10 protein-coding genes are annotated in these 13,545 nt (G+C 71.3%); 7 read left to right on the top strand and 3 right to left on the bottom strand.

Annotated elements, in window-relative coordinates; translation table 11 throughout:
* Positions 1-120 precede the first annotated feature (120 nt).
* From FHW73_RS08035 to FHW73_RS08010, 6 genes are all read left to right on the top strand, one after another.
* Positions 121-2,508, top strand: coding sequence for a DEAD/DEAH box helicase (locus FHW73_RS08035; protein ID WP_255492861.1), 2,388 nt, complete (start codon positions 121-123; stop codon positions 2,506-2,508).
* Between the two features lie 10 nt (positions 2,509-2,518).
* Positions 2,519-3,391, top strand: a complete 873-nt coding sequence (locus FHW73_RS08030) for a ribonuclease H-like domain-containing protein (protein ID WP_183426183.1) — start codon at positions 2,519-2,521, stop codon at positions 3,389-3,391.
* A 333-nt stretch (positions 3,392-3,724) separates the two neighbouring features.
* Positions 3,725-5,083 carry an amino acid permease gene (locus FHW73_RS08025; RefSeq protein WP_183426182.1) on the top strand — a complete coding sequence of 453 codons (1,359 nt, stop codon included), beginning with the start codon at positions 3,725-3,727 and terminating at the stop codon, positions 5,081-5,083.
* Positions 5,080-5,763 (top strand): class I SAM-dependent methyltransferase, encoded by a 684-nt coding sequence (locus tag FHW73_RS08020; RefSeq protein WP_221187479.1) that lies wholly within the window; start codon positions 5,080-5,082, stop codon positions 5,761-5,763. The genes FHW73_RS08025 and FHW73_RS08020 overlap by 4 nt, the downstream gene beginning before the upstream one ends.
* Before the next feature lie 62 nt (positions 5,764-5,825).
* Positions 5,826-6,821 (top strand): alpha/beta hydrolase, encoded by a 996-nt coding sequence (locus tag FHW73_RS08015; protein WP_183426181.1) that lies wholly within the window; start codon positions 5,826-5,828, stop codon positions 6,819-6,821.
* Between the two features lie 116 nt (positions 6,822-6,937).
* Positions 6,938-8,239: a hypothetical protein gene (locus FHW73_RS08010; RefSeq protein ID WP_183426180.1), complete on the top strand. Its 1,302-nt coding sequence runs from the start codon at positions 6,938-6,940 to the stop codon at positions 8,237-8,239.
* 31 nt (positions 8,240-8,270) lie between these two features.
* Here FHW73_RS08010 and FHW73_RS08005 read toward each other — a convergent pair whose 3' ends face one another.
* Both FHW73_RS08005 and FHW73_RS08000 read right to left on the bottom strand, forming a co-directional pair.
* The gene (locus tag FHW73_RS08005; protein ID WP_183426179.1) at positions 8,271-10,109 is read right to left on the bottom strand and encodes an ABC transporter ATP-binding protein; all 1,839 of its coding nucleotides are present in this window, start codon (positions 10,107-10,109) and stop codon (positions 8,271-8,273) included.
* 136 nt (positions 10,110-10,245) lie between these two features.
* Entirely contained in the window at positions 10,246-11,274 is a 1,029-nt protein-coding gene (locus FHW73_RS08000; RefSeq protein WP_183426178.1) for a zinc-binding alcohol dehydrogenase family protein, read from the bottom strand.
* Positions 11,275-11,368: 94 nt separating this feature from the next.
* Between FHW73_RS08000 and soxR the strand changes: the two genes are divergently transcribed.
* Positions 11,369-11,809 carry a redox-sensitive transcriptional activator SoxR gene (gene soxR, locus FHW73_RS07995; protein WP_183426280.1) on the top strand — a complete coding sequence of 147 codons (441 nt, stop codon included), beginning with the start codon at positions 11,369-11,371 and terminating at the stop codon, positions 11,807-11,809.
* Positions 11,810-11,869: 60 nt separating this feature from the next.
* On the opposite strand, the gene FHW73_RS07990 is transcribed toward soxR, so the two are convergent.
* Complete coding sequence (locus FHW73_RS07990; protein ID WP_183426177.1) at positions 11,870-13,531, bottom strand: DUF2207 domain-containing protein; 1,662 nt, start codon at positions 13,529-13,531, stop codon at positions 11,870-11,872.
* Positions 13,532-13,545: the final 14 nt, after the last annotated feature.

The following is a 13,545-nucleotide window of genomic DNA, read 5'->3' as shown; positions in this document are numbered from 1 at the left end:
GCCCGTGAACGGTGGGGCCTGCGGCCGCAGTCTCGCGTCGTGAGACGGGGCGCGGGCACGCTCGCGCCCCGCCTGCCGCCCGGAGCGTGCTGTCTGAACGCGATTCTCAAACCCGACACGCTGCCCGCGACCCCGGCCGGCACCGCGCCCGGCACGGCGCTTGCGACCAAGTTGTCGGCCAAATATCCCGGGCGCATCACCGGCAGCCTGTTGCTGCCCGGCCAACCGGGCCGCTACGCGCCAATGCCTGCCGACGTGCCTGAGGCGCTGGCGCGCGCGCTGCGCAGCCGTGGCATCGACCGGCTCTACAGTCACCAGGCCCAGGCCTGGGCCGCGACCCAGGCCGGCCGGCACGTCGTCGTCGCCACGCCAACCGCATCAGGCAAGTCGCTGTGCTACACGCTGCCGGTGCTGTCGGCGACGATCACCGCGCGCAGCAAGGCGCTGTACCTGTTCCCGACCAAGGCGCTGGCGCAGGACCAGGTTGCCGAACTGCTGGAACTCAATGCCGCCGGCGAGCTCGGCCTGCGCGCGGCGACCTTCGACGGCGACACGCCCGGGGACGCGCGCCAGGCGATCCGCATCAACGGCGACATCGTCGTCAGCAACCCCGACATGCTGCACCAGGCGATCCTGCCGCATCACACCAAGTGGGCGCAGTTCTTCGAGAACCTGCGCTATGTGGTGATCGACGAGATCCACACCTACCGCGGTGTGTTCGGTTCGCATGTGGCCAACGTGATCCGCCGGCTCAAGCGGGTGTGCGCGTTCTACGGCGTGACACCGCAGTTCATCCTGTGCTCGGCGACGATCGGCAATGCCCGCGAGCATGGGCGCGCGCTGATCGAGGTCGACGATGCACAGTTCGAGGCGATCGACGACGGCGGGGCGCCGCGCGGCGACAAGCACGTGCTGCTGTGGAACCCGCCGGTGGTCAATCCGGACCTGGGCCTGCGCGCGTCGGCGCGCTCGCAGTCCAACCGCATCGCGCGGCTGGCGATCCGCTCCGGCCTCAAGACGCTGGTGTTCTGTCAGACCCGGCTGATGGTCGAGGTGCTGACCAAGTACCTCAAGGAGGTCTTCGACCACGACCCGCGCAAGCCGCGCCGCATCCGCGCCTACCGCGGCGGCTACCTGCCGACCGAGCGCCGCGCGGCCGAGCGCGAGATGCGTGCCGGCAGCATCGACGGCATCGTCAGCACCTCGGCGCTGGAGCTGGGGGTCGATATCGGCAGCCTCGATGTGGTCGTGCTCAACGGGTATCCGGGCAGCATCTCGGCGACCTGGCAGCGCTTCGGTCGCGCCGGCCGGCGCCAGCAGCCTTCGGTTGGCGTGCTGGTCGCCAGTTCCGAGCCGATGGACCAGTACGTGGTGCGGCATCCGGAGTTCTTCGCGCAGGCCAATCCCGAGCACGCGCGCATCGAACCCGACCAGCCGCTGATCCTGCTCGACCACATCCGCTGCGCCGCGTTCGAGCTGCCGTTCGTCGACGGCGACATGTTCGGACCCGTCGCGCCGCTGCCGTGGCTGGAGGTGCTGGCCGAGTCGGGCGTGCTGCACCACGAGGGTGATCGCTGGGAATGGATCGCCGACAGCTATCCGGCGCAGGCGGTGAATCTGCGCTCGGTCGCCGACGGCAACTTCGTCGTCGTCGACCGCACCGACGGTCGGCAGACGATCATCGCCGAGGTCGATTACTCGGCCGCCGCGCTCACGCTCTACGAGGGCGCGATCCACATGATCCAGTCCGAGCCGTTCCAGGTCGAACGCCTGGACTGGGAAGGTCGCAAGGCCTATGTGCAGCGCACCCATGTCGACTACTACACCGACGCGATCGACTACACCAAGCTCAAGGTGCTCGACGATGCCGAGCAGGCCGAGGCCGGGCAGGGCAGCGCGCACCTGGGCGAGGTGCACGTGGTGCGGCGGGTGTCGGGCTACAAGAAGATCCGCTTCCACACCCACGAGAACATCGGCTACGGGCCGGTCAACCTGCCCGATCAGGAATTGCACACCAGCGCGGTGTGGTGGCAGTTGCCGCAGCGCGCGCTCGATGCGGCGTTCGACGCGCGCCACGAGGCGCTCGACGGCTTCCTCGGCGCTTCGTACGCGCTGCACCTGGTGGCCCAGGTCGCGGTGATGGCCGAGAGCCGCGACCTGCAGAAAGCCGTGGGCAGCGGCGACGGCACGTGGTTCGCGACCGCCGACCAGCGCGGGCGCGGGCAGTTGCGCGACGGCGAGGGCGCGGCGCTCGACATCGACCACATCGGCCGCTTCGCACCGACGCTGTACCTCTACGACAACTACCCCGGCGGTGTCGGCCTGTCCTCGCCGTTGTTCGAACGCCGCGACGAGCTGCTGGCGCAGGCCGCGGCGCTGATCGGCGGCTGCGGCTGTCGCGCCGGCTGCCCGGCCTGCGTCGGGCCGATCCTGGCGTCCGAAGAAGACGCCGAGCGCACGCCGCGGCAACTGGCCGCGCGTGTGCTCGACCTGCTGGTGGCCGCATGAGCGCGTGCCCATGAGCGCGCTGGCCAAGCGGCTGGGATTGCTGCGCAGCCAGGCCGGCACGGTGCTTCCGAGCGTCGCGCCGGCCCGGCCGATGGCGCCTGCGCTGCCGCCGCGCGCGCAGTGGCCACGCGCCGATGCGCAGCGTTCGCCGGAGGTCGTGGCCGAGCAACTGCGCAAGCTGATGAAGCTGCGTACGCCGGCGATGGCGCCGCGCCCAGCCGCGCCGGTCGATCGCGTGCTGCCGGGCGAGGAGATCGCGCCTGGCCTGCGCTATCTCGAGCAGGTCGCGGCCTGGCCGCACGACGATGCCGAGCTGGCGCTGCACGAGATCCGCCACGACACCGCACAGCGCGGCGACCTGCTCGCGTTCGACACCGAGACCACCGGCCTGGCTGGCGGCACCGGCACCCGCGCCTTCATGATCGGCGCGGCGGACTTCGTCGACGGCCGGCTGCGGATCCGCCAGCTGTGTATCACCACGCTCGGTGCCGAGCGCCAGATGCTGAAGGTCTTCGCCAGCTGGCTACGACCCGAGACCGTGCTGGTGAGCTACAACGGGCGCTGCTATGACCGTCCGCTGTTGACCACGCGCTACCGCCTGGCACGGATGCGCGACCCGCTGATCGACCTGCGTCACGTCGACCTGCTGCATCCGGTGCGGCGGCGCTATCGCGGCATCTGGGCGAACTGCCGGCTGGCGACCGTCGAGCGCGAACTGCTGGGCGTGCTGCGCGAGGACGACCTGCCGGGCAGCGAGGCGCCGGCGGCGTGGCTGGCCTATCTGCGCGGCGGCAGTGCCGACAAGCTGCGCCGCGTCGGCCTGCACAACGCGCAGGATCTGCGCAGCCTGTTCGGCGTGCTCGAGGCGATGCGCGACCGCTGACGCCACGCGCGCGGTTGGCGGCTCGCCCCCACCCCGGCCCTCCCCCGCAAGCGGGGGAGGGAGCGATGCGCGACCCGACTTGGAAGCGGTCCTCAGCCCGTCGCCGCAGTGCGCGAGTCTGCCGCCACAGTGCGTGTCGCGCGCCACAGGGCGCGGCGCCGCCGCCGTGCGCGGCTGCCTGTGCGTCGGATCGTGCGTCGCTCTTCGATGTGCACGCGGGCGTGCTGCGGACGCGTTCACATGCCTGCCATCACCACAGTGATTGAATCGGACGGCCCAGCAGTCCCGCGCCGTCGGCTTGCCGTCGGTGACCTTCCGTCACTCTGGACCCTCATGGACGCAAGCGAATGCCGGCCCGCGATGGCCGACCCTGCGCCCCCGCGTGCCACCTTGCGTGCGCGCGATGCGTTCGCGATCACGATCGGTATCGTCGTCGGCGCCGGCATCTTCCGGACCCCCTCGCTGGTGGCCGGCGCCTCCAGCAGCGAACTGATGCTGCTGCTCGCCTGGGTCGCCGGCGGTGCGCTGTCGGTCGTCGGTGCGCTGTGCTACGCCGAACTGGCCACCACCTACCCGCAGGCGGGCGGCGACTACGCCTACCTGCGCCGCGCCTTTGGGCCACGCATGGCCTTCCTGTTCGCCTGGGCGCGGATGGCGGTGATCCAGACCGGATCGATCGCGTTGCTGTGCTTCATCGTCGGCGACTACATGGCGCAGCTGTTCGACCTGGGCACCGGCGCATCGGCGCTGGTTGCGGCTGCGGCGGTGATCGCGCTGTCGGCGATCAACTGGATCGGCACGCGTCAGAGTGCGGCGGTGCAGACGTGGCTGACGATCGTCGAGATCGCCGGCGTGCTGGTGATCGTCGTGGCGGGGTTGGCGTTCGCGCCGACCGGCATCGCGCCGGTGCCCGGCAGCGGCGGCGACAGCGCGATCGGTCTGGTGCTGGTGTTCGTGCTGCTGACCTACGGCGGCTGGAACGAGGCGGTCTACATCACCGCCGAAGTCCGCGACGCGCGCCGCTGGATGCCGCGCGTGCTGGTGCTCAGCCTGATCGCGATCGCCGCGCTGTACGTGCTGGTCAACCTGGCCTATCTGCGCGTGCTCGGCCTGGGCGGCATGGCCGAGCACAACGCCGTCGCGGCCGAGGTGATGGGCCGGGTGTTCGGACCGAGCGGCGCGGCCTTGATGAGTGCGATCGTGGTTGCCGCGGCCCTGACCTCGGCCAACGCGACGCTGATCACCGGCGCGCGCAGCGTGTATGCGGTCGGGCGCGATTTCCCGGCGCTGGCCGTCATCGGCCGCTGGGATGCGCGCAGCGGCGCGCCGCGCGCGGCGATCCTGGTCCAGGGCGTGCTGGCACTGGCGCTGGTGGTGCTGGGCGCCTTTGCGCGCGATGGTTTCGAGGTCGCGGTGGAATACACAGCGCCGGTGTTCTGGCTGTTCTTCCTGCTGGTGGGCATCGCGCTGTTCGTGCTGCGCCGGCGCGACCCCGATCGCCCGCGCCCGTTCCGGGTGCCGCTGTATCCCGCGCTGCCGTTGCTGTTCTGCGCGACCAGCGCCTACCTGCTGTACGCGAGCCTGGCCTATACCGGGCGCGGCGCGCTGGTCGGCGTGGTCGTGCTCGCCATCGGCGGGCTGCTGTTGCGCCGGCTTCGACCGTCCACCTGTCCCGAGGAGACCTCGTCATGATCCGATCGACTCCATCCCGCGCCACGCTCGCACTGTGCGTGCTGGTGCCCGCCTTGATGACCGCCTGCGCGCAGGATCCGCAGCCGCCGCAGGTCAGCGCCGATACCGCGATGCCCGCAGCGGCGAGCGCAGACGGCGCGCCGACCGCGGTGCCGACGGTCACCGCGCAGATCGGCCCGGACTCGCCGTTCGCCGAAGGCGCGCCGCCGCCGTCGCGCGAGCCCGACGTGATCTATGTGCCGACGCCAGAGCCGGTGGTCGATGCGATGCTCAACCTGGCCAAGGTCGGCGAGGGCGACGTGCTCTACGACCTGGGTTCGGGCGATGGCCGCATCCCGATCGCGGCGGCGCAACGCTTCGGCGTGCGTGCGGTCGGCATCGACATCAACCCGGTGCGCGTGCGCGAGGCGAACGCCAATGCCGAGGCGGCCGGTGTCACCGACCTCGTCACATTCAAGGAGGCCGACCTGTTCCAGGAGGACATCAGTGAGGCCAGCGTGGTCACGCTGTATCTGCTGCAGAGCCTCAATGTGAAACTGCGCCCCAAGCTGCTCGCCGAGCTCAAGCCCGGCACGCGGATCGTCAGCCACGCCTTCGACATGGCCGACCAGTGGACGCCCGAGGTCACCCAGGAGGTCGACGGCACGCGCATCTACCTGTGGACGGTGCCCGCGCATTGAGCCGGTCGCACTGCCGGCAGCCGGTGGCATCATCGTCGACACACGCCCGTACGAGGTTTCCCATGCCGCGCCTGTGTTCGCTCGTCCTGTTGCTCGCCGCATTGTCGGCCGGGTCGGCCTGCGCATCGTCCGACGGCGGCGAGTTGCAGGGCTTGGAGTCCCCGTATCCACGCCAGGCGCATGCGCTGACCTCCCAGGGCCAGGCGCTGTCGATGGCCTACCTGGACGTGCGGCCGGCGGGCTCGGGCAACGGTCGCACGGCCGTGCTGCTGCACGGCAAGAACTTCTGCGCCGCGACCTGGGAAGACACGATCGCGGTGCTGGTCGCCGACGGCTGGCGAGTCGTCGCGCCCGACCAGATCGGGTTCTGCGCATCGAGCAAGCCGCGCGGCTACCAGTTCTCGTTCGCCCAGCTCGCCGCCAACACCCACGGGCTGCTGCAGGCACTGGGCGTCGAGCGCCCGGTGCTGATCGGCCATTCCATGGGCGGCATGCTGGCGACCCGCTACGCGCTGCAGTATCCCGATGCGGTCGCGCAGCTGGTGCTGGTCAATCCGATCGGGCTCGAGGACTGGCAGGCCGAGGGCGTGCCGTACGCGACCGTCGATCAGTTGATGGAAGGCGAGCGCAGGACCACCGCCGAGAGCATCCGCGCCTATCAGCGCAAGTTCTATTACGACGGCCACTGGGACCCGCGCTATGACCGCTGGGTCGAGATGCTGGCCGGCCTCTACGCCGGCCCCGACGGCGAGATCGTGGCCTGGAACCAGGCCCAGACCTCGGAGATGCTGTTCACGCAGCCGGTGGTGCACGAGTTCGCGACGCTGCGCGTGCCGACGCTGTTGATGATCGGCGGCAAGGACCGGACCGCGCCGGGCGCCCAACGCGCGCCGCCGCAGATCGCCGCGCGGCTGGGCGACTACCCGGCGCTCGGTCGGCGCGCGGCCCAGGTCATTCCCGATGCCGAACTGGTCGAGTTTCCGGCACTGGGGCACTCGCCGCAGGTCGAGGCGCCCGAGCAGTTCCACGCGGCGCTGCTGCCGCGGCTGGCCCGCTGAGCGTGCCCTGGGCGCCGGTGCTCCGGTTGCATTCACATCGCATTCGGACGGTCGTCGGCCAAGTCCCTACACTGGACGGATCATTTCGCGTCCCCTAGCCGGAGTCCGTTGCGTCCATGTCGTCCTGGCGTTCGTGCCTGCCGTTGATCCTGTGCCTGGCCGTGGTCGGCTGCCAGCGCGCGCCTGCGCCCGTCGACCAGGCGGTGGAGACCGTCGAGGTGTCCAGTCCGGAGGAGGGCGGCGCGGTCAGTACCGCGCCGCTCGCAACCGAGGACCTGCCCGAGGTGGCGCCACTGCCTGCCGAAACCGCCAATCCGGCCGAGGTCGACTGGTCGCCGATGACGCTCGAGGGTGCGACCGCGTCGCTGAGCTGCGAACTGGACTATGCCAATGCCGGCGACGGCGATGTGCTCAAGGCGTTCGACCGCGCAGCGCTGCGCGAGGCGATGGCGCCGTGCGCCGAGCGCGGGGTGTTCCGGCTGCGCTTCAAGGGCCGTGTGACCCAGGACTTCACCCGGCTGATGCAGCGCCTGGCCGCGGTCGCCGACGAGTTGAAGATCGACAAGCGGGTGCTCGATCTGGATTCGAGCGGCGGCATGGTCGAAGAAGCGATCCGCGCCGGCGACGTGATCGCCGAGTCGCGCTGGACGATCTGGGTGCGCGAAGGCGCGGCCTGCCACAGTTCCTGCGTGTTCCTGCTCGCCGGCGGCGACACCCGGCTGATCGGCGGGCGGGTCGGCATCCACCGGATCATCCGCATGAGCTCGAGCGCGTCGACGCGGGCCGAACTCAACCGTGAACTGCGGGCGGTCTACGGCCGGGTGCGCGATTACCTGGAGCGCAACGGCGCCGCCGTCGCGGTCGCCGATCTGATGATGGCCGTGCCCAACCGCAGCCTGCGCATCCTCACTCCCGAAGAGCTCAAGCTCTATGGCCTGGACGGGGTGAATCCAGCGCAGGACGATCTCGACCGGCTGCGGCTGATGCGCAAGTGCGGCCAGGACTTCGTTGCGCGCCGCGACTCCTACATCCGCGCCTTCGACGCGACCTGCAATGCACCCGACCGCGACGTCGAGGCGATGACCGCCTGCGGCCTGGAACTGCGCGGGCGCTTCGGCTTTCCGGACGCGCAGTGCCCGTCGGAGAGCCCGCTGTCGGAATTCGACCTCGTCGGGGAGATGACCGCGGCCGCTGGCATCGCCAGCCGGCTGCGCATTCTTGGCGTGCCCACCGGGACGGCCCGGCGCGCCGCCGAGCAGGCCCCCGCCGCGCCGGCGCCGCGCGATACGCGCACGCCGACCGCCCAGGGCGGCGACACGCCCGCCCGGCCGTCCGAGGCCTCGGCCGACGACAGCGAGGCGGCCGCGCCGACGGACGGCGCAGATCGCACCGAGATCCCGGCGCCGACGCCGGGTTGAGCGACGGGCACGGGCCCGTCGCGGCGTGAACTCAGGGCGCGTCGTCCTGCAGGAAACCGCCCGACTGCCGCCGCCATAGCTGCGCGTAGATGCCGTCGGCCGCGATCAGCGCCTCGTGCGTGCCCTGTTCGACGATCCGGCCACGCTCCATGACGATCAGCCGGTCCATCGCCGCGATCGTCGACAGTCGGTGCGCGATCGCGATCACCGTCTTGCCTTCCATCAGCCGGTACAGGTTCTCCTGGATCGCGGCCTCGGCCTCGGAGTCGAGCGCCGAGGTGGCCTCGTCGAGGACCAGGATCGGGGCGTTCTTCAGCAACACGCGCGCGATCGCGATGCGCTGGCGCTGGCCGCCCGACAGCTTGACGCCGCGTTCGCCGACCTGGGCGTCGTAACCGGTGCGGCCCTTGGCATCGCTGAGGCCGAGGATGAACTCGTGCGCCTCGGCGCGCCGCGCGGCCTCGATCATCTCCGCCTCGCTCGCGTCCGGGCGACCGTAGAGGATGTTCTCGCGCACCGAGCGGTGCAGCAGCGAGGTGTCCTGGGTCACCATGCCGATCTGCGCGCGCAGCGAATCCTGGGTGACGGTGGCGATGTCGACGCCGTCGATGCGGATCGTCCCGGCCTCACGGTCATAGAAGCGCAGCAACAGGTTGACCAGGGTCGACTTGCCCGCGCCCGAGCGTCCGACCAGGCCGATCTTCTCGCCGGGTCGCACGTGCAGGTCCAGGCCTTCGATGACGCTGCGCTCGGCCTGGCCGTAGTGGAAGTCGACGCCCTCGAAGCGGATGTCGCCGCGCACCGGCGGCAGCACCTGCGCGGCCGGCGCATCGTCGACGGTGGGCGCCAGCGAGATCGAGTTGATGCCGTCGCGCACCGTGCCGATGTTCTCGAACAGCGCCGAAAGCTCCCACATGATCCATTGCGACATGCCCAGCATGCGCAGCGCCAGTGCGATCGCCACTGCGATCGCGCCGGTGCTGATCGCACCGCCATGCCACAGCCACAGGCCGAGCCCGCCGACCGAGGCGACCAGCAGCATGTTGAGCACGTAGTTGCAGACGTTGATGATCGTCACCAGGCGCATCTGCCGATGCACGGTGTCGAGGAAGCCATCCATCGCCTCGTAGGCGTAGGACTGCTCGCGCGAGGAATGCGAGAACAGCTTGACCGTGGCGATGTTGGTGTAGCTGTCGACGATGCGCCCGGTCATTACCGCGCGCGCATCGGCCTGCTTTTCGGAGATCTTGCTCAGCCGCGGCACGAAGACGCGCATCAGCGCTGCGTAGCACAGCACCCAGCCCAGGAACGGCAGCATCATCCGCCAATCGGCCGAAGCGGCGACCACCAGCGCGCCGGTCAGGTAGACCAGCACGTAGTTGCCGACATCCAGCAGCTTGATGACCGTCTCGCGTACCGCCAGCGAGGTCTGCATCAGCTTGGTCGCGATGCGGCCGGCGAACTCTTCCTGGAAGTAGGTCATCGACTGCCGCAGCAGGTAGCGATGCACGTTCCAGCGGATCCGCATCGGGAAGTTGCCGAGCAGTGTCTGGTGGATGATCAGCGAGCTGAACAGCGTCATCACCGGCAGGCCGATGAGCACCAGTACCGCCATCGCCGCGAGCCGGCCGCCCTCGGCATCGAGGAACGAGGCCGGCGTGTGGGCGGCCAGGCGATCGACCAGCGAGCCGACGTAGGCGTAGAGCACGACCTCGGCGATGGCGATGGCCGCGGTGAACAGCGCCATCAGCAGCAGCCAGCGGCCGCTGCCGCGCACGTAGTGCATGCAGAACGCGAACAGCGTGCGTGGCGGCTGTTCGGGCGGGGCGGACGGGAACGGGGCGATGCGGTTTTCGAACCAGCGGAGCATGGGCGATCCAGTGCGGCGCGCGAGCGCGCGCGGGGCGTCGTCGGGGGAGAGGGGCATTGTCGGCGATGCGCCTGCGGCTGTCGCGGCGCACGCGGCTGCTTGCGTTCAGCCGGTGCGCGGCGGCCCGGGCGCGCCGCTAGGGAATGTCGAGCACGACACGGCCCAGGTGATGGGCGTTGAGTGCACGCTCGGCATCGGCGATCCGCGACAGCGGCAGGCGGGCGCCGACGTGCAGATGGAATGGCCCGCGCTCGATCGCGCGGCAGGCCGCCTGCACTGAAGTCGCGCCGGCATGCGCGCCGAAGCCGGTCGCGGCGATGTCCGCGCGCGCCGGCGGCGGCGTCACACCATGCGGCCAGGCGATCCGGCCGCCGGGCTGCAGGGCATCGACCACCCGCCGGGCCAGTGCGGCATCGCTCGCGGTCAGCAAGGCCGCGGTCGGGCGCTCGGGGGCGAAGATGCGCAGCGCCGCAGCGAGGTCGTGGCGCCGGCCATCGATCGCCATGTCCGCGCCGAGCCGCTCGGCCAGCGCGATGCCATCGGCGCCGGAGACCACCGCCAGCACCCGCGCGCCGCGTTGGCGGGCAAACTGCAGCGCCATGTGCCCGATGCCGCCGCTGGCGCCCAGCAGCACCAAGGTGTCGCCAGCGCCCAGACCCAGGACCTGGGCGACGGCGTGCATCGCCAGGCCGCCATCGACCGGCAGGGCGGCGGCATGTGGCAGCGGCAGGCGCGCGGGAATGCGCCAGACACGGTCGGCATCGACGAGTGCGAACTGGGCGTGGAAGCCGTGGCGCGGGGCGCCCGGCAGCGCCAGGCCGCAGACCCGATCGCCCTCGCGTAGCCGTTGCACGCCCGTGCCGACCTCGACCACGGTCCCGGCGCCTTCCGCGCCGCCGATCCAGGGCCCAGGTGTTCGCAATTTGGCACCGGGCAGGTGGCCGTCGCGTTCGAGGATGTCCCAGTGGCCGAAGCCTGCCGACAGCACGCGGATCAGCACCTGGTCGGGTCCGGGCAATGGAATCGGCGTCTCCACCGGCATCCAACTGCCGCGCGGGCCCGGTGCGCAGGCGATTGCCTGCATCGTCTCCTGCTCGGCTTGGGCCGGCGACCAGGCGCAGAGCGAACCTTGGATCGAGGGCGAGGCGAGAGTCTCGAGTGTCATGCGGGCTCCTGTCGGATTGCGGGGGCGATGCCGGGCAGGGTAAAACCTCAACAAATGTTGAGGTCAAGAGGGCGAGGCGATGGGACAGGACAGGATGGGGACGCACGAGACGCTGTCGGTCGGCGAACTGGCCGCGCGCAGCGGTGTGGCCGTCTCGGCGCTGCATTTCTACGAACGCCAGGGCTTGCTGTGCAGCTCGCGCAATGCTGGCAACCAGCGCCGTTATCGGCGCGACGCGTTGCGGCGGGTGGCGGTGATCCGGGTCGCGCAGCGGGCCGGGATCCCGCTGGCCGCGATCGGCGAGGCACTGGCGACCCTGCCCGATGGGCGGACGCCGACCCAGGCCGACTGGGCGCGCCTGTCGCGGCACTGGCGGGCCGACCTCGATGCCCGCATCGCCCAGCTCACGCGATTGCGCGACCAGCTCGATGGCTGCATCGGCTGCGGATGCCTGTCGCTGCGCGACTGTCCATTGCGCAACCCGGGTGATGTCGCCGGCGCGCGCGGCCCTGGGGCGCCGTATCTCGAACCGTGAACCGGTGGCCGGGGCGCGCTTTCCCTGCGTCGGACGCGCGGCCGGCAGGCGCCGCTGCGCTCAACGCGTTGCGTCGTCCTTGGCATCACGGCGACGCCGCTTGGTCCGGCGCGCGCCGCGCCTGCGCGCAGCGACGATGCGCCGCGCCAGGCCCTGGCCCACGGAGCGGCAGAAGCGCTCTAGGTCGGTGACGGTCACGCCGCGGTACCAGGGCAGACCGGCGACCGACGCGCTCGCGGCCGCAGGCCCGGCCGCTGCGACGAACCGGCGGGTCCAGGCCGCCTCGACGTCGAGCGCGACGGCGTAGGGCAACAGGTGCTCGTAGTGGTGGACATCGAGTGGCGGCGGCGCAGCCTCGCCCCCCAACGTTCCGGGGTCGCCGGCCAGATAGCGGCGCAGGCCCTGGATGTGCGCGAGCAGGCGCTCGCCCTCGGCCGTGAGCGAGCGCGCCCGGATTGCGCAGGCGACCAGGATCAGGCCCATCGCCGCGACGATTGCGAGCGTCGGCGCCCAGAGGCCGGCCTCGGCGGACAGCCACAGCGCGGTCGCCCCTGAAAGCAGGGCGATCGCGAGCGCTGCCAGCAGGCCGCCGCCCCGGACGCCGAACAACGCCGGCTGGAAGCGGCGGCGCAGCGCGCGCTCATGGGCCCGCCAGGTCGCAACGACGGCCTCGGCCTGCGCCGGCGCGAGCACGACCGCGTCCTGCGTGCCGGGGCCGGGCAGCAGTGCGGTCAGCAGCGCGCGCTGCTCCAGGGTGGGCAGGCGATGCGCGCCGGGGCGGGTGCGCAGCACGCGCCATTGCATGCCTTCGCTCGTGCGCTCGCGCAGCAGGTGGACATGGTCGTCGACCGCGGCGGCCAGCAGGTCCGACGACAGACAGCGCGCGTCGTAGCGCATGCGCAGCAGGTAGCGCAGCCCGCCCGGCGAGAACCCCGGTGGGGGCACATCGCGCAGCGTCGTGTCGTCGCGGGCATGGCCCTGGCGGTGCCGGCGTCTTTGCAGGACGTACAGCACGAGCAGGGCGACCAGTCCGGCGAGCGCGACCAGCGGGCCGCGGTGATCGTGCAGCCACCAGGCCAGGCGCTGCTGCCGGCTGGGCGGCGCGATCAGGCCCTTGGGAAAGGCCAGTGAGACCGTCCAGCCCGCCTCCGGCGGCAGTGGCCGCGCCAGCGTCCAGCGCGTGGTCCCGGCAGCCGACAGTGCCAGGTGGAAGTCCCGGCCCGGTGCGTCCACGGTGCCAGTGGCGCCATCGGCATGCAGCGTCTCGACCGGCACCGCGTCCGGCAGCGCGATGGCGATGCTGCCGCGCGCGATCTCCACATCCCGGGCAGGCGCGAACGCCGGCAGATACACCGCGTCGTGATCGTCGAAGAAGCCGAGTTGGCGCGTGGTCCGGTAGCGCAGGGTGTAGACCGGCGTGGATGGGGTCGGCAGGCGGCGGGCATCGCCGACGCGTACGCGCATGCGGTTGCCGCTGCGCTCGGCCGTCCAGGGCGCCGGTCGGCCGTCGCGCAGCACCTCGTACACGTCCAGGTCGACGACGACGCGGGTGCCCGTCGGATCGCGGTAGCGGACCGGAATGTCGCGCACGATGCCGTGGCGGAAGATCCGGCCTTCGGCACGGATCGCGATGCGTTCGGTGACGTCGAGACGGCCATCGGCGAGGACCCGGACCTCGATGTCGTCGGACAGGATGCGCTCCTGCGCCCAGGCCGTCGGCACCGCGAGCAACCACG

The organism is Luteimonas sp. RC10 (assembly GCF_014192745.1).
Lineage (GTDB): Bacteria > Pseudomonadota > Gammaproteobacteria > Xanthomonadales > Xanthomonadaceae > Luteimonas.
The sequence above is the reverse complement of the archived record's forward strand: the minus strand, read 5'-3'. Positions and strand labels throughout refer to the sequence as shown.

Bases quoted from the DNA above. Each gene is read 5' to 3' on its own strand.
- FHW73_RS08030 (WP_183426183.1), top strand. From the start codon at position 2,519: ATGAGCGCGCTGGCCAAGCGGCTGGGATTGCTGCGCAGCCAGGCCGGC.
- FHW73_RS08025 (WP_183426182.1), top strand. From the start codon at position 3,725: ATGGACGCAAGCGAATGCCGGCCCGCGATGGCCGACCCTGCGCCCCCG.
- FHW73_RS08020 (WP_221187479.1), top strand. From the start codon at position 5,080: ATGATCCGATCGACTCCATCCCGCGCCACGCTCGCACTGTGCGTGCTG.
- FHW73_RS08015 (WP_183426181.1), top strand. From the start codon at position 5,826: ATGCCGCGCCTGTGTTCGCTCGTCCTGTTGCTCGCCGCATTGTCGGCC.
- FHW73_RS08010 (WP_183426180.1), top strand. From the start codon at position 6,938: ATGTCGTCCTGGCGTTCGTGCCTGCCGTTGATCCTGTGCCTGGCCGTG.
- FHW73_RS08005 (WP_183426179.1), bottom strand. From the start codon at position 10,109: ATGCTCCGCTGGTTCGAAAACCGCATCGCCCCGTTCCCGTCCGCCCCG.
- FHW73_RS08000 (WP_183426178.1), bottom strand. From the start codon at position 11,274: ATGACACTCGAGACTCTCGCCTCGCCCTCGATCCAAGGTTCGCTCTGC.
- soxR (WP_183426280.1), top strand. From the start codon at position 11,369: ATGGGGACGCACGAGACGCTGTCGGTCGGCGAACTGGCCGCGCGCAGC.